Genomic DNA, 13903 nt, shown 5'->3' with positions numbered 1-13903 from the left:
TGTGGCCATGCATTGCATGGCCCTGCGTTCTGCGGCCTTCCATTTCTTTTTGCACAAGGTTGTTCATGTCCATGCTCGAGTTCCCGCAGCCCTCGGTTTCAGCGCCTGTGTCAGCCGTTGCCTGGCAGGGATTGCGCAGCGTGAGCTGGCTGGAGTCGCTGTCCGACGAGAGGCTGTCCGTGCTGGCGGGGCAATGCCTTTGGCACCGGCTGGAGTCGGGACAGGTGCTGCACGGGGCCTATACCGATGAGCGCATATACATGCTGATCAATGGCCAGCTCAGTGTCGGCAGCTACAGCACCAGCGGGCGGGCCATGATTCTGGGTTATCTGGAGCCCGGTTTCTTTTTTGGTGCTTTCGCGCCCAAGTCCCTGGTCAGGCATGTGTCCGTGCAGGTGCAGGCCACGCATGAAAGCCTGGTGGCATCGCTTTCCAGTGCAGAGCTCGAAGCATTGATCATGAGCGATGTTCTGGTCATGCGGGCCGTGGTCCAGCGGCTCAGCGAGCTGGCCGGGGTGCTGGCGCGGCGTGTGGTCAGCCTGGGAACCCTCACGGTGCGCGGCCGCCTGCATGCCCAGTTGCTGGAGCGGGCCGAGATGGCGGGAATCGAGAACGACGAGGCCCTGCTGTCGCCGGCTCCGCGCCAGAACGATCTGGCCCTGATGCTGGGCACCAGCCGCGAAGAGGTCGCACGCGAGATGTCGCGGCTCACGCGCCTGGGCCTGCTCAGACGTGAGGGGCGCAATCTGCGTCTTTGCCGCGTCGATGGCCTGCGATTGCTGCTCGAAGAAGCGCATTGATTTCTCGCAATGTGAAATGAGTTTTTACGTGAGAAAACGCACAGACGGCCCATGGAGGCCGGGCGCATAGTTCAGTCGTGCACCGCGCGGCAGGTCTTTTTCCGCCGCTGCGCCGTTGAAAGGATTGAAAATGCGCTCCCTCACCCGTTTGTTGACCGCAGCTGTGCTGACCGCCAGCGCCGCGGTTGCCATGGCTCAAGACCTCCCCCAAACTTCCGTAACCTCCAGCAAAAGTCGTGCCGAAGTGATGGCCGACCTTGAGATGTACCAGCGTGCAGGTCTGGGCTATATGCCCACGCCTGCGGCTTATGTCGAAACAGAATTCAGCAACGAGTACCGCAAGGCCTATGCCGAATACCAGCGTCTGCTGGCCAGCCCCGCCTACACGGCTGCCGTGGCCAAGTACCAGTCGCAACTGGGCGGCAAGTAACAGAGTTCTCTCTTAGCCATCCGACAGAGGTGGCCTATTGGTGGATGCGCGCTGAGGGATTCCTTCAGCGCTTTTTTTTATGCTGGCAATGCCAGGCTGATGGATATAGCAAGTTTGATAGCATTCGGCGCATATCGATAGTGTGCTTGCAGGTGATCTGACTTGAAAACCGTTCTTGATTTCACCGCTCCCTGGCAGGCGGGTGCAGCCCGTCTGCAGCATGGCTTTGGCCAGCCCGAGCAGGTCTTGCAAGCGCATCGGCCCGAGGACGTGCCAGCCGTGCTGGAAGCCGTGCAGCAGGCTGCGGAGCAAGGCCTGTGGTGCGTGGGGTGGCTGGCCTACGAGGCGGCTGCAGCTTTTGACCGTGCCTATGCCGATGCCGTACATGCCTCCCCACCGGGTCAGCCGCTGGTCTGGTTCGGCCTGCATCGCGCGCCGCTGGCTGCCTGTGGGCAGAACCCGCCCGTGCCTTCTTCGGCAATACATTGGCAGACGGCTCTGAGCCGCGAACAGTTCGATGCCCATGTGGCGTGCATTCATGCGGCCATTGCGGCGGGCGACTGCTATCAGATCAATTACACAGCCCCCTTGACTGCAGAGCTTTCGGGTGAGAAAGAGTCCGACACTGCCGCACTGGCCCAAGAGCTGTTTGCAAGGCTGCAGCAGGCCCAGCCCGGAGGCTATGCGGCGCTGGTCGACAGCGGTGACATGCAGGTGCTGTCGCTGTCCCCGGAGTTGTTTTTCGACTGGGACGGCGAGCGGATTCTGACCCGCCCCATGAAGGGCACGGCGGCGCGCGGCAAGACCCCTGAAGCCGATGCGAGGGCTGCGCAAACCATGCGCGAGTCGGCCAAGGAGCGAGCAGAGAACGTGATGATTGTGGATTTGCTGCGCAACGATCTGTCGCGTATAGCCGTGCCGCACAGCGTGGAAGTGCCGCAGCTGTTTCAGGTCCAGGCGCTGCCGGCCGTCTGGCAGATGACCTCGGATGTGGTGGCACGCACGCGCTCGGATGTGCGGCTGGTGGATGTATTCGGGGCGCTGTTCCCTTGCGGCTCGATTACCGGTGCGCCCAAACGCCAGGCCATGCGCCTGATTCGCGAACTGGAGCCCGAGCCTCGTGGCGTCTACTGCGGTGCGCTGGGCGTGGTACGACCCGGGGCCAAGCCGGGGAGTATTCACGCAACTTTCAATGTTCCCATTCGCACAGTGGTGCTCAGGAACGGGCGCCTGAGCTGCGGCATAGGCAGCGGCATCACGGCCAGCGCCAATGCGGCCGATGAATGGATGGAATGGCAACACAAGCAGGCTTTTCTGAAGGTGCTGGAGCATGAACACGAATCTTGAGATTCTCGAAACCCTGGCGCTCAAGGATGGCCACTGGCAGAACTGGGCCTTGCATTGGGCGCGCCTGCAGATCACGGCGCAGCATTTTCGCTATCCCTTGATGCAGAGGCAGCTGGAGTCCGATATGGAGTGCATGGCCAGACAGACTCATGCCATGGGCGACTGGCGCGTGCGGCTGGCGCTTTCGATCACGGGTGAAGTGCAGATCACGGCCGAGCCCTTGCCGCCCACGGTCCAGCCTGTGGCATTGCAGCTGGCACATCAACCCATTGCGAACGCGGTGGCGCATAGCGATGTGGTGCGTTTCAAAACCTCGGTACGTCAGCATTACGACGCTTTCAAGCCCCAGGGCACCGGCATTTTCGATATCGTGCTTTTCAACGAGGACGGTCAGATCACCGAAGGCACGCGCGGCAATATTGCCGTGCAGCTGGATGGGCGCTGGGTCACCCCGCCGCTGCAATGCGGGCTGCTGCCTGGCGTGGGGCGGGCACTGGCCCTGTCCCAGGGCAGGCTGACAGAGCAGGTGGTGACGCTGCAAGAGGCAAACCATGCCAGCGGATGGGCCTTCATCAATAGCCTGCGTGGCTGGCTGGATGCTCGTTTGATCGTCTAGGCCTGGTTTGTTATCGTGCGGATGTATGCAACCTGGAGGAGTCTCAGCCATGGATGACGACGACTTTGATGCCCTGTATCTGGACCTGATGAAGGAATTCCTGGACACTGCTTCGCCCCTTCAGTGGCTGGCCGTGGTCACCACCATGAACTACGACAACGGCAGCGCGCTGCCGGACTGGATCAGCAAGCATCCCAAGCTGGAGCCGGCCGTTGCCAAGGCCTTGTACTGGTATCAGCAGCCGGGCTATTTCCAGCACTATGCTTCGCAGGACAAGGTACCCAGCATCAACCGCCCAGGCTGGGCCCGTGTGCAGGCGCTGAGCCAGCGCTTTGAACAGGGCAATCTTGCTCCCGCCACCATCGGCTGGGATCCGGCCAACGATCTGGCTTCGCCCACGGGCAATGAAAAGCACCCAGGCTATGACTGGACCAGCGAAGCCGTCAAGGGCGATGAAGCCAAATGGCAGATTCCGGCCATCATGCTGCAGGCCGTGCCCGGCGAGCAACCCGATATCTATGCCTATGTCGACGAGCATGGCTGGGAAGACGGGATGCCGCCCCATGTCCAGGAGGAGCTCAATGCCGCCATGGATGGAGATGAAGTCGAGGATGAGGATTAGCGCCTGCGCGCCCGGTTGCCGCGTTCACGCAAGCCTCTGCATGGGCGCTGTGGCGCATGAAACGGCAGATGGCCGTGCTCCGGATGAAGCCGCTGCCGCCGGGGGCGTAGCTGGGCCCGTTCAGGCAAGCCAGTGGCTGATGAGTGAAACAGCTCTGTGGGTATCTTCTGGCGATACCTTGTGAAGAATCTCTTGGCTTGAGAGAATGGATTTTCTACTATCCGTTCACCACAACTTCCGAGACAAGCTCATGAACTCTCAAGCCGTCACCAGCCACAAGCCTTCAGCCGCCTTTGTCGGTGCATCCTGGGCCGCCTTGCTGCTGGGCATCGCCGCCTTCCTGGTCGGGTTGTGGAATGCAGCCATGCAGCTCAACGAAAAAGGCTTTTACTTTGCCGTGCTGGTGCTGGGCCTGTACTCGGCCATCTCGCTGCAAAAAACCGTGCGAGACAAGCTCGAGGGCGTTGCCGTGACCGGCATTTACTACGGCATCAGCTGGGTGGCGCTGATCATTGCGGTGCTGCTTCTGGGCGCAGGTCTCTTCAACGCCACGTTGCAGCTCAGCGAAAAAGGTTTCTATGCCATGGCTTTTGCACTGGCCCTGTTCGGTGCGATTGCCGTGCAGAAAAATACCCGCGACAGTCTGAGCGCCGACGATGGAACAGCAGAGCGCAAGCGCAGCAAGAGTGAGCGCAGCGGCCCTGCCCTGGTAGTGACCGATCCCGCCAAGTCTGCCGATCTGCCCGAGCAGGTGGTCAATAACCGCTGAGCCGGAAAACGGGTTGACCGCTGAATCTCAGGCGCTCCTTTGGGGCGCCTGATTGCATTGGCGCAGCTGCAGCTGCTGCGCCACAAACTGCTTGAAGACTGCATGCAGTGTTGCATTGACTGGCCCATCTGCGGTCCAGTTGTGCAGCTGTGCCAGGGCCAGGGCCGCAGCCTCGAAGCTGGAGAGCTGCCCGGGCAGATGGGCCTTGCGGATGGCGTAGCCGGAGTCCTGCACGTCGCGCAGGGGCAGGCGCGGCAGGGCCTGCAGTGCGGGATTGAGATAGAGCATCTTGCGGCTTTTGCGCCAGGTGCCGTCGATGACTACCAGCCGAAGGCGCTCTGGCGGCTGCGGCCAGGGCAAAGGCAGGGGGCTGGCCGCAGCCAGCCCCAGGGCGGCATCCTGCTCTGCGGTATCGGGGTAGAGCAGCAGGCTGTGGCGTGGCGCACCATCGGTATCGGCCCAGCTGGCCCAGCTGCCATGGAGAGCCGCTTCCAGCTCGGCGGCATCGAATTCCTCGCCCACCATGACCCGGCTGTGCGGCAGACACAGATGCAGCAAATGCCCCGTGCCCTTGGCCTCATGCACTTCCATGGGATGCATGAGGATCAGCACCTCCACCTGGTGCGCAACCGCCTGGGCCAGCGAGCAGATGCAGGTGCGCAGCGCCCGGTGACAGTGGGGGCAGCGGGGACGAGGGTCAGGTCTGCTCATGATTCAAGAGCTGTTTGCGTCTTTGGTGCAGGTGATTTCTATTCAAGCCGACGTCCCTGATACAACAACGCCCGCAAGCATGGGCTGCGGGCGCTGTTGCGGGAGTCGTGAAGGACTTAGAGGCGACCCTTGAAGTAGGTGGCCTTGTCCATATCGGATACGTCCACGCTCAGCTGCACCACCACATCGGCAGGCTGGGGCACCAGGCGGCGCAGGACTTCGGCGATGCCGTCCGACATCTGCTTCTTGGCTTCAGTGCTGCGGCCTGCCATCAGCTGCAGGTGCACATGGACAAAGCCGCGCTTTTCGGGCTGGGTACCGATATAGACATGGTCCATGTTCAGGCGGGCAATACGGGCCTTCACATCGGCTTCATCGAGAACGGTGGGATGGGAACAGACCACTGCGTTGATATCGCGCATCAGTGCGCGCTCGTTCAGGCCGGTCAGGTTGTCGGTGTATTCAATATGCAGATGAGGCATGGAGTTCTCTCGCTCGGTGTTGGAGGCAAAAGCCGTTTTTACAGCATCTGGGTGGGCACTTTGTGGCGCAGCTCGACCTGTTTGTTGCTGTCGTCCACAAAGACCAGCTGGGGCTGGTGCTCGGCCACATCGCTTTCATGAACCTGGGCGAAGGCGGCAATGATGAGCAGGTCGCCCACGCTGGCGCGGCGAGCGGCCGAACCGTTGACGGAAATCATGCCCGTGCCGCGCTCACCCTTGATGGCGTAGGTCACAAAGCGCTCGCCGTTGTCGATATTCCAGATATGGACTTGTTCGTTTTCAGCAATGTTGGCGGCATCCAGCAGATCCTCGTCGATGGCGCAGGAGCCTTCGTAGTGCAGCTCGCATTGCGTGGTCTTGACGCGGTGGATCTTGGATTTGAGCAGGGTGCGGAACATGGTTGTCTCTCTGGGGCGCTTTGCGCGTTGCTGGAATGGGGCAGGCCTGTGCTTGCGAAAAATCACGCAAGTCTAAATGCGATCGGCAAAACCCATGTAGTTCATTGAGGGCATTGACAGGGAAATGCGGCGCCAGCGCATTCCCGATGTCGATAGCTCTGCCAGCCGCTCATGTAGGACGATGTGACGATTGTCGTTGTGATTGTTGTTTTGTTGCGATTTTAAGGGTTGTAACTAATGTTTCATTTTCACTTTGTTTAATGACTTTAGTCCCAGACGGGGCCCGTCCAAGGCAGGCCGTAGCCGTACTGCATGGGCTTTCTCATTTCTACAAACACAGTGAACAGCATGAAACGAACTCTTCTCGCCCTTGCCGCCCTGACCGTCTCCGCCGGTGCCCTGGCTCAATCCAGCGTTACCGTCTTCGGCGTGGCCGACGTGTCGGTGGCCCACATCTCCACGACCGGTAAAAGCGTTTCCGGCCTGGCCAACGGCGGCAACTCCAGCAGCCGTCTGGGCTTTCGCGGCGTGGAAGATCTGGGCGGCGGCTTGAAGGCCGATTTCTGGCTGGAAGGCAGCCTGAGCGTGGATGACGGCACGGCTTCCGGCTTCAAGTTCGATCGCCGCTCCACCGTCAGCCTGCTGGGCAACTTCGGTGAAGTCCGCCTGGGTCGCGACAAGACCCCCGCCTACCAGAACCTGGAGACCTTCCACGCCTTCGGTGACACCGGCATGGGGGCCATCAACGGCCATAACCTGATCAGCGGTTCGGCTGCAGGCACCTCCGAAGGCTCCAACCCCAAGCGCAACTCCAACGCCATCAGCTATCTGCTGCCCAAGCTGGGCGGCGTCTATGGTCAGCTGACCCACAGCTTTGGCGAGCAGGCCGACGACCACAGCCTGGCCAGCTCCACCGGCCTGCGACTGGGCTATGCCAACGGTCCTCTGAACGTTGCTGCAGCCTACGGTATCGCACGCGGCGGTACGGCTGCTGCTGGCGTGGACTACAAGACCATGAATCTGGGCGCCTCCTACAACTTCGGCGTTGTCACTCCCATGCTGCTGATCGCTTCCGATCGCGGCAACGGCAAGCGCGTAGACCTGTACAGCCTGGGTGTGAAGATGCCTCTGGGAGCCGGCGAACTGCGCGCTGCCTACACCTGGTACAAGGACAAGAAGCAAAACGATGCGGACTCCCAGCGCCTGGCCCTGGGCTATGGCTACAAGCTGTCCAAGCGAACCGAAATCTATGCTGCTGTGGCACGCATGAGCAACGACGACAAGGCTGCCCGCAAGCTGGGTTCGTCGCTGAGCCCTACACCCGCTGTGGGCAAGAGCCTGACGGGTTACGAAATCGGCCTGCGCCACAATTTCTAAGAGCATAGGCATCAGGGAGCTGCGGCGGCTGCCGCGCTCTCCTGCCTGATGATCTTGCCGAGTTAGGCCTCCTGGTGGGGAAGCCTTCTGACTCTCAGCAAGCTGGCCCCGCAATAGCGGGGCCTTTTTTTGGGATTTGTTTTGGGGTCTATGCGGGGCTGTATTCAGGACAGATCGAGCACGCAACCGTCGCCAATGCTGTCGCGCCAGACGCGGATGCGGCTGGGCGCAGGCTCGAGGTCGGCCAGGGCATTGGCGATGAAGAGACAGAGGTTTTCCAGCGTAGGCTTGCCCAGGCCCGGCACTTCATCGAGAAAGTGATGGTCGAGCTGATCGCGCAGCAGCTCCAGGCGCGCGCGCAGGTGGCCGAGGTCGATGACCATGCCGTTGTCCGGATTGCGCGGGCCTCTCACGCTGACTTCCGCCCAGTAAGTATGGCCGTGAATGCGGCGGCTGCTCTCGGTCTCGATAGCGCGCTCCAGGGTATGGGCGGCATCGAAGAAAAAACGCTGGTGAACGGTGAACTGCATATCAGTGATCGGTGACGCTGAGCATTGCCTTCGGCCTTTGAGCTGGGAACGGACCCCATGGCGGACGGCCAGCAAGGGCCGCCCCGCAGCAAAGGCCGTCGTCCCCCTGGGGGGAAGGCGCAAAGCGACTCAGGGGGGTCATCTAATTCCCGTGAGCTTATGGGTTTGCAGGCTCAGACGCCAGCCGGGGCGCTGCATGCATTGCTCGATACAGGCGCCAATATTGCTGCTCTGCTGGGCATTGTCCATGGGCTGCAGAAAATAATGCTGGAACCTGGTGCTGGCTTCAATGGCTTCCAGATCGAACGTGGGCTGAGGCCAGACCAGCTTGAGCTCCTGGCCGCTGCGTTGAATCCAGTCGGCACCGGCCTTGGGACTGATACACAGCCAGTCAATGCCATCCGGCGCTGCCACCGTGCCATTGCTTTCCACCGAGATACGAAAACCGCGCGCATGCAGGGCTGCGATCAGGGCCTGGTCGACCTGCAGCAAAGGCTCGCCGCCCGTCAACACCACCATGCGGTGCTGGCTGTCGTCGGCAGGCCACTGGCTCAGAATGCACTCGGCCAGTTCGTCGGCCGTGGAGAACTTGCCGCCAAGGGTGCCGTCGGTGCCGACAAAATCGGTATCGCAGAATTGGCAGATGGCGTTGGGCCTGTCCTGTTCACGGCCGGTCCACAGATTGCAGCCCGCAAAGCGGCAGAACACTGCGGGCATGCCAGCCTGGCCGCCTTCGCCTTGCAAGGTGTAGAAGATTTCTTTGACGCTGTATGTCATGTCGAATGTGTCGCGTCAAAGCGCGGTGGAACAAGGGGCCGCTACGCAGCAGCCCTGGATGTGAATGTAAGCCCTTGCTGAACTTCTGGTAGGCCATAGGGTTACAGAACTGTTGCCTTGCAACCGGTTTCAAGCCTCACACCGGGGTATAGGCCAGACGCACATAAATGGGCGCATAGGCTTCGGCCTGGGTGATTTCGATCAGCGTTTCCTTGGCCAGCTCCAGCATGGCGATAAAGGTCACCACCAGCACAGTCGAGCCTTTTTCCGGATTGAAGATGCGCTCGAACTCCACAAAGCGCTGACCCTGTAGCTGCTTGAGGATCTGGCTCATGTACTCGCGCACCGACAGCTCTTCGCGCGTGATCTTGTGGCTTTGCACCAGCTTGGCGCGCTTGAGGATGTCGCGCCAGGCGGCTTGCAGCTCGCCGATTTCCACATCCGGAAAGCGTGGTTGCAGGCTTTGCTCGATATAGACCGTGGCCTTGAGAAAGTCACGCCCGTAGGTGGGCAGCTGTCCCAGTTGCTGGGCGGCCAGCTTCATCTGCTCGTATTCGAGCAGGCGGCGCACCAGCTCGGCGCGCGGATCCTCGGCTTCCTCGCCGTCCTCCTGCTTCTTGGGCGGAAGCAGCATGCGCGACTTGATCTCGATGAGCATGGCCGCCATCAGCAGATATTCGGCTGCCAGCTCCAGATTGCGGCTGCGCACCTCGTCCACATAGGTCATGTACTGGCGCGTCACGTCCAGCATGGGGATGTCGAGGATGTTGAAGTTCTGCTTGCGGATCAGGTAGAGCAGCAAGTCCAGCGGGCCTTCAAAGGCTTCGAGAAAGACTTCCAGCGCATCGGGCGGGATATAGAGATCCTGGGGCAGCGCAAACAGCGGCTCGCCATACAGGCGTGCAAGAGCCACCTGATCGACAACCGAAGGCGACGGGTCAGGAGCGTCCGGGCTCTGGCCCGGCAACAGGGGCTGTTCTTCAGCCTCGCTCATGGTCTGCTATGGATTGCAGAGCTGAGCGCGCTTGATGAGTAAGCGCTGGAGGCTGATTTCATCGAAAATATCAGGAGTGGTTGGTCTGGTACACGTAGGGCTGTTGTTCCACGCGGCCGGCGCGCAGATCTTCCCAGACTTCATAGTTCACGTCCTTGTCCCACAGCAGGGCGCGACCGGCTTGCTGTTGCTTGTCCAGCTCGGGCTTTTGCTGCTTCAGGTCGTTGATGAAGTTGGTGGTGTCGGAACGGTAGTCGGGGCGACGGAAGAAAGACATATGTGTAAAACCTCTCAGAACAGCGGATTTTAGCCCGTCGCGGACGCCAGGCCCGCTCTGGGCTATTAGAACGTGCTTGCGATCTCTACGCGGCCGCGTTGGAGCGCAATCGGGATGAGTTCGAAGCGATGGCTCGCCGCTTGCACCGGCGTGCAAGCAAGAGACTGCGCGCAGAAATCGCCCGATTTCGCGCCAACCCTGCGGGACCGTGTCTTTGCGGACGCCCGGTCAGGGACGCCCGGTCAGGGACGCCCGGTCAGGGACGCCCGGTCAGGGACGCCCGGTCAGGGACGCCCGGTCAGGGGCGGTATGCGGCGTTGCCTCGCCGGCCGCGCCAATCCTCGAATAGCACGGCTATTGCTGCGGTATCGCGCGGGGGGCCGCCCCCTTGCATCCCATCCCGCAAAGCCTCTGTCGCGGCGCGAGGAAATTGCAAGCTCGTTCTTATAGATCCTTGAGACAGATCTGCGCGAACTCCTTGCAGTCGTCCGAGGCCAGGGGCGAATCGACGATCTTGCGCAGCACGGCTGCAAATTCGGCGGCTCCGACCGGGTTCGGGTCGCCGCGCTGAAAGTCTTCATCCACGCGCATGGTGCGGTCCAGCCAGCCTATCACCTGCACGCTGGGTTGGCGCTCCAGCGATGCCAGCAAGGCCGGGGTGTAGGCGGCCATGGGGTGCTCCTCGATCAGGCTGCCGAACGGGCCGGGGCCACCGTAGTCCAGTTCGGGATAGGTTTCAATCAGCGTCAGGATATGCGGCAGAACCTGCTCCAGTGCGGCGTCCTGCAGTGTCTCCAGGTGTTCGTAGACGGGATCGATGATCAGCCATTTGTCCTGCTGGTCCCGGGCCGCCTGCGCGGCGTTGGTGAATTGGAAGAACAGTTGCTCAAGGGTTGTGTTCACGAGGGGTAGCTCCGTTTTAACAAGCGTTTGCAAAAGTGGCGCGCGTGCGCGGGTGGCTTGCTGTCAGAATTCGCATTCTGTCTGGCAAGCATTGTGATTCAAGCCCATGAATATTTTTTCCCGTGTGACGGCGGCCCTGGCGGCGGCGGCGATCAGCACCCTGGCACTGCTGGGCTGCGACGATCAGAAGATCAAGGAGCTGGAGGAAGGCCTGTCCACCGAGGCCGATGTGCGCGCGAAGTTTGGCGAGCCCGAGCGCATCTGGAACGAAGAGGATGGCTCGCGCACCTTTGAGTACAACCGTCAGCCGGCCGGTGCCAGGAACTACATGATCACCATAGGTACGGACGGCAAGATGAGCGCGCTGCGTCAGGTGCTGGCTCCGCATGTGTTTGCGAGGGTCGTGCCCGGCATGGAGGAGAACGAGGTGCGCCGCATGCTGGGCAGGCCCGCCAAGATGATGACTTACAAGCTCAAGCAGGAAACAGACTGGGACTGGAACTACATCGATCCACCCACACGCGAGATGCAGTTCACAGTGACCTTCGGCTCCGATGGCCGGGTGCTGCGCACACTCAACCGCGAACGCCTGCCCGACGAGTCGCGAGGCTGATCGCCAGCAAAGCCGATTGATTTGTCCAAAGCCCTGTTTGTGATGATGCAGACAGGGCTTTTTTCCCTTCGGTCGGAAGAGGGCATGAGTGCTGTAGTGGCGGAGGGCGTTGAGGTGCTTCCGAATTGATAGCTTTTAGTGCTTGTCCTGTAAGTGATGGAAGTCGAAAAGCTTGAAGCCTACGACGGAACTGCGCCTGATATTCCCCTTCGAGATTTGTTGCGTTGCAGCAAATCATGTGCATACAGCATGAGTCCATCCGTAAAATTAAGGGGTTTCCCGGTGTTATCCGCGCCGGCTCGCCCCGATCTTTATCGAGATCATGGGCATCAATCTTGCTGTCTTACCCGACATGTCCACACCGCTATCTTCTTCCGCCAGCTCTGCTCTGGTCGGCAGCATCGATGCCGCCGCTGCTTCCGGGTCTGTCAGCCCGGGCCTGCGCCATGGTCGCTTCGAGGACGCGCAGGCCCTGTTCACGGGCTCGCTGTTTGTCTCCATCACCATGATGCTGTTTGCGCAGGCGGGACTGCTCACGGGCAGCACGGCGGGCATTGCCTTTTTGCTGCACTATGTGACGGGACTGCCTTTCGGCGCCATCTTCTTCGTCATCAATCTGCCGTTTTACTGGTTTGCCTGGAAGCGCATGGGCGCGGAGTTCACGATCAAGACCTTTGTCTCGGTTGCCATGCTGGCGCTGATGGCCGATGTGGGCCCGCGCTTCATCCATATCGACTACCTGAATCCGCTCTATGCGGCCGTGGCTGGAGGCTTGCTCATGGGGTCGGGTTGCCTGTTCCTGGCGCGGCACCATTCCAGCCTGGGCGGGGCCACGATCGTCTCGCTCTATCTGCAGGACCGCTACGGCATTCGCGCCGGCAAGGTGCAGATGATGATCGACTGCACTGTTGTGCTGCTGGCGCTGGCCATCGTGCCGCTGGAGCGTGTGGCGTATTCGGTGCTTGCGGCGGTGATCATGAGCATGTTCCTGTGGATCAGCCATCGCCCAGGTCGCTATCAGGGCAACTGAGGCCTGCCATCCATGAAAAAGCCCCGCCCCGGTGCAAGCCGGGCGGGGCTTTTCATCGCAGGGCCGCCCCAAGATGAAAACGCCGGGGCCGCCTAGGCCCTCTTGGAGGGACCACGGCCCCACATAGTGGGCAAGTGCGGGGAGCCATTTTTCATGGGGCTTGTCATCAGGCGACGCTGATCGTCTTCTGCGCACTCAGCGTCTGGCCCTGCTCGTCCTTCCACTGCATATTGAGCTCGCCACTTTCCCGGGCGACAAAGGTGAACTCGATATAGGGGTTTTGGGCAATCGAAATGCCGGGCTCCCAGCTGAACAGCAAGGTATTGCCCAGCCGGGCTTCGAAACGGCTCACGATATTGCGCGGGCGCACCTTGCCCGTGGCCGGGTCGGTGCGCAGACCGCTTTCCATGACATGTTCCATCTGCGCGCGCACGCGCAGCACTTCGCCTTTCTTGGGGTTGGCGTTGCTGACCCAGACGCGGGGTGGTTTATTCATCAAAATTCCTTTCAGTTCACGCATCCAGGGTGAATCTGGAAGCCGCTATGCCCGAATTAGCAGGGGGCCTGAGTCCAGCAAGCGCCGCGCAAAGGCCGCCCTGCGGCGCTGGCGCTGTCCCCCTGTGGGAGAAGGCGCGAAGCGACTCAGGGGGATTCCTAGATTCACATGCCGCAGCCGCTGGCGGCCACGGTCGTCGCCTGTTTGGCGACCAGTATCTTGCCGCTCTTCATGCGCGCCAGTGCGTGAACGGTCTGCGACTGGGACAGGCGTATGCGCACCGCCGCCTCGGCCACTCCGGCCGCTGCGGTGAACTGCATGCGGCAGGCCAGCGGCGAGGGGTTGAGTTCGGCCAGCACAATGACCTCCTCGCACCAGTCCTGATCGGTGACGGGCAGCGTCACCTTGACCTTGACGGGCACGGCACTGGGGTTGTCGGCCAGCACGGGCACCTCCAGCTGCAGGCCTTCGGCCAGGCCTGGCTTGCCGCCCGTGAACTGCTCCATGGCTTTCCTGAACTCGGCCGGGTTCGGCGCCAGTGGCCCGACCAGCGGAGTCTTGGCGGCGCTGCTGGCTTGCGCCAGAGCCGATGCGGGCAGAGCCAGACTGGCCCCGGCTGCCGCCGCGCTCAGCACCATGCTTCTACGGGTGGTGTTCTTGAACATTGCTTCTCTTCAATCCAATTAACAAAACTTCAAAACTCACACCGG

General features: G+C 61.2%; 19 protein-coding genes. 9 read left to right on the top strand and 10 right to left on the bottom strand.

Going from position 1 to position 13903, the window contains the following annotated elements; genetic code table 11:
- The first annotated feature begins 65 nt into the window (after nt 1–65).
- The 6 genes from F0P97_RS22330 (at nt 66) to yiaA (ending at nt 4584) form a co-directional block, all read left to right on the top strand.
- Nucleotides 66–800, top strand: a complete 735-nt coding sequence (locus tag F0P97_RS22330) for a Crp/Fnr family transcriptional regulator (protein ID WP_182284336.1) — start codon at nt 66–68, stop codon at nt 798–800.
- A 130-nt stretch (nt 801–930) separates the two neighbouring features.
- Nucleotides 931–1230, top strand: coding sequence for a DUF4148 domain-containing protein (locus F0P97_RS22325; RefSeq protein ID WP_182284334.1), 300 nt, complete (start codon nt 931–933; stop codon nt 1228–1230).
- Nucleotides 1231–1392: 162 nt separating this feature from the next.
- Nucleotides 1393–2577 carry an aminodeoxychorismate synthase component I gene (pabB, locus tag F0P97_RS22320; protein WP_182284332.1) on the top strand — a complete coding sequence of 395 codons (1185 nt, stop codon included), beginning with the start codon at nt 1393–1395 and terminating at the stop codon, nt 2575–2577.
- A complete protein-coding gene (locus F0P97_RS22315) occupies nt 2561–3193 on the top strand; it encodes an aminotransferase class IV (protein ID WP_182284330.1) in 633 nt (210 codons plus the stop codon). The genes pabB and F0P97_RS22315 overlap by 17 nt, the downstream gene beginning before the upstream one ends.
- Nucleotides 3194–3242: 49 nt before the next feature.
- Nucleotides 3243–3815 (top strand): DUF4274 domain-containing protein, encoded by a 573-nt coding sequence (locus F0P97_RS22310; protein ID WP_182284328.1) that lies wholly within the window; start codon nt 3243–3245, stop codon nt 3813–3815.
- A gap of 250 nt (nt 3816–4065) precedes the next feature.
- Nucleotides 4066–4584 (top strand): inner membrane protein YiaA, encoded by a 519-nt coding sequence (yiaA, locus tag F0P97_RS22305; RefSeq protein ID WP_182284326.1) that lies wholly within the window; start codon nt 4066–4068, stop codon nt 4582–4584.
- A 27-nt stretch (nt 4585–4611) separates the two neighbouring features.
- On the opposite strand, the gene F0P97_RS22300 is transcribed toward yiaA, so the two are convergent.
- The 3 genes from F0P97_RS22300 to panD form a co-directional block, all read right to left on the bottom strand.
- Entirely contained in the window at nt 4612–5295 is a 684-nt protein-coding gene (locus tag F0P97_RS22300; protein WP_182284324.1) for a tRNA-uridine aminocarboxypropyltransferase, read from the bottom strand.
- A 116-nt stretch (nt 5296–5411) separates the two neighbouring features.
- Nucleotides 5412–5777 carry a 5-carboxymethyl-2-hydroxymuconate Delta-isomerase gene (locus F0P97_RS22295; protein ID WP_182284323.1) on the bottom strand — a complete coding sequence of 122 codons (366 nt, stop codon included), beginning with the start codon at nt 5775–5777 and terminating at the stop codon, nt 5412–5414.
- A 38-nt stretch (nt 5778–5815) separates the two neighbouring features.
- Nucleotides 5816–6196, bottom strand: a complete 381-nt coding sequence (gene panD / locus F0P97_RS22290; protein WP_003051941.1) for an aspartate 1-decarboxylase — start codon at nt 6194–6196, stop codon at nt 5816–5818.
- A 348-nt stretch (nt 6197–6544) separates the two neighbouring features.
- Between panD and F0P97_RS22285 the strand changes: the two genes are divergently transcribed.
- Nucleotides 6545–7573 carry a porin gene (locus tag F0P97_RS22285; protein WP_182284321.1) on the top strand — a complete coding sequence of 343 codons (1029 nt, stop codon included), beginning with the start codon at nt 6545–6547 and terminating at the stop codon, nt 7571–7573.
- 164 nt (nt 7574–7737) lie between these two features.
- Here the strand turns inward: F0P97_RS22285 and F0P97_RS22280 are convergent, their stop codons facing one another.
- From F0P97_RS22280 to F0P97_RS22260, 5 genes are all read right to left on the bottom strand, one after another.
- Nucleotides 7738–8103, bottom strand: coding sequence for a 6-pyruvoyl trahydropterin synthase family protein (locus F0P97_RS22280; RefSeq protein WP_003065792.1), 366 nt, complete (start codon nt 8101–8103; stop codon nt 7738–7740).
- A gap of 138 nt (nt 8104–8241) precedes the next feature.
- A complete protein-coding gene (gene queE, locus F0P97_RS22275; RefSeq protein ID WP_182284319.1) occupies nt 8242–8880 on the bottom strand; it encodes a 7-carboxy-7-deazaguanine synthase in 639 nt (212 codons plus the stop codon).
- A gap of 136 nt (nt 8881–9016) precedes the next feature.
- On the bottom strand, nt 9017–9874 hold the full coding sequence (locus tag F0P97_RS22270) for a segregation and condensation protein A (RefSeq protein ID WP_182284317.1): 858 nt from the start codon (nt 9872–9874) through the stop codon (nt 9017–9019).
- Nucleotides 9875–9944: 70 nt separating this feature from the next.
- Entirely contained in the window at nt 9945–10151 is a 207-nt protein-coding gene (locus tag F0P97_RS22265; protein ID WP_003051953.1) for a DUF3460 family protein, read from the bottom strand.
- A 444-nt stretch (nt 10152–10595) separates the two neighbouring features.
- Nucleotides 10596–11054, bottom strand: coding sequence for a hypothetical protein (locus F0P97_RS22260; protein ID WP_182284315.1), 459 nt, complete (start codon nt 11052–11054; stop codon nt 10596–10598).
- 106 nt (nt 11055–11160) lie between these two features.
- On the opposite strand from F0P97_RS22260, the gene F0P97_RS22255 reads away from it, so the two are divergent.
- A complete protein-coding gene (locus tag F0P97_RS22255; protein ID WP_182284313.1) occupies nt 11161–11667 on the top strand; it encodes an outer membrane protein assembly factor BamE in 507 nt (168 codons plus the stop codon).
- A gap of 322 nt (nt 11668–11989) precedes the next feature.
- Nucleotides 11990–12697 carry a YitT family protein gene (locus tag F0P97_RS22250; protein ID WP_182284311.1) on the top strand — a complete coding sequence of 236 codons (708 nt, stop codon included), beginning with the start codon at nt 11990–11992 and terminating at the stop codon, nt 12695–12697.
- A gap of 166 nt (nt 12698–12863) precedes the next feature.
- Here the strand turns inward: F0P97_RS22250 and soxZ are convergent, their stop codons facing one another.
- Together soxZ and F0P97_RS22240 are read right to left on the bottom strand one after the other, a co-directional pair.
- Nucleotides 12864–13193: a thiosulfate oxidation carrier complex protein SoxZ gene (gene soxZ, locus F0P97_RS22245; protein ID WP_182284309.1), complete on the bottom strand. Its 330-nt coding sequence runs from the start codon at nt 13191–13193 to the stop codon at nt 12864–12866.
- A 164-nt stretch (nt 13194–13357) separates the two neighbouring features.
- Nucleotides 13358–13858: a thiosulfate oxidation carrier protein SoxY gene (locus F0P97_RS22240; RefSeq protein ID WP_182284307.1), complete on the bottom strand. Its 501-nt coding sequence runs from the start codon at nt 13856–13858 to the stop codon at nt 13358–13360.
- Between the last annotated feature and the right edge of the window lie 45 nt (nt 13859–13903).

The organism is Comamonas testosteroni (genome assembly GCF_014076415.1).
In the GTDB taxonomy this organism is placed as follows: Bacteria; Pseudomonadota; Gammaproteobacteria; order Burkholderiales; family Burkholderiaceae_C; genus Comamonas; species Comamonas testosteroni_F.
The sequence above is the reverse complement of the archived record's forward strand: the minus strand, read 5'-3'. Positions and strand labels throughout refer to the sequence as shown.

Bases quoted from the DNA above. Each gene is read 5' to 3' on its own strand.
- F0P97_RS22325 (WP_182284334.1), top strand. From the start codon at position 931: ATGCGCTCCCTCACCCGTTTGTTGACCGCAGCTGTGCTGACCGCCAGC.
- F0P97_RS22280 (WP_003065792.1), bottom strand. From the start codon at position 8,103: ATGCAGTTCACCGTTCACCAGCGTTTTTTCTTCGATGCCGCCCATACC.
- F0P97_RS22285 (WP_182284321.1), top strand. From the start codon at position 6,545: ATGAAACGAACTCTTCTCGCCCTTGCCGCCCTGACCGTCTCCGCCGGT.
- F0P97_RS22300 (WP_182284324.1), bottom strand. From the start codon at position 5,295: ATGAGCAGACCTGACCCTCGTCCCCGCTGCCCCCACTGTCACCGGGCG.
- F0P97_RS22255 (WP_182284313.1), top strand. From the start codon at position 11,161: ATGAATATTTTTTCCCGTGTGACGGCGGCCCTGGCGGCGGCGGCGATC.
- F0P97_RS22330 (WP_182284336.1), top strand. From the start codon at position 66: ATGTCCATGCTCGAGTTCCCGCAGCCCTCGGTTTCAGCGCCTGTGTCA.
- F0P97_RS22240 (WP_182284307.1), bottom strand. From the start codon at position 13,858: ATGTTCAAGAACACCACCCGTAGAAGCATGGTGCTGAGCGCGGCGGCA.
- F0P97_RS22265 (WP_003051953.1), bottom strand. From the start codon at position 10,151: ATGTCTTTCTTCCGTCGCCCCGACTACCGTTCCGACACCACCAACTTC.
- F0P97_RS22270 (WP_182284317.1), bottom strand. From the start codon at position 9,874: ATGAGCGAGGCTGAAGAACAGCCCCTGTTGCCGGGCCAGAGCCCGGAC.
- F0P97_RS22315 (WP_182284330.1), top strand. From the start codon at position 2,561: ATGAACACGAATCTTGAGATTCTCGAAACCCTGGCGCTCAAGGATGGC.
- F0P97_RS22310 (WP_182284328.1), top strand. From the start codon at position 3,243: ATGGATGACGACGACTTTGATGCCCTGTATCTGGACCTGATGAAGGAA.
- queE (WP_182284319.1), bottom strand. From the start codon at position 8,880: ATGACATACAGCGTCAAAGAAATCTTCTACACCTTGCAAGGCGAAGGC.
- F0P97_RS22250 (WP_182284311.1), top strand. From the start codon at position 11,990: ATGGGCATCAATCTTGCTGTCTTACCCGACATGTCCACACCGCTATCT.
- panD (WP_003051941.1), bottom strand. From the start codon at position 6,196: ATGTTCCGCACCCTGCTCAAATCCAAGATCCACCGCGTCAAGACCACG.
- soxZ (WP_182284309.1), bottom strand. From the start codon at position 13,193: ATGAATAAACCACCCCGCGTCTGGGTCAGCAACGCCAACCCCAAGAAA.
- F0P97_RS22295 (WP_182284323.1), bottom strand. From the start codon at position 5,777: ATGCCTCATCTGCATATTGAATACACCGACAACCTGACCGGCCTGAAC.
- yiaA (WP_182284326.1), top strand. From the start codon at position 4,066: ATGAACTCTCAAGCCGTCACCAGCCACAAGCCTTCAGCCGCCTTTGTC.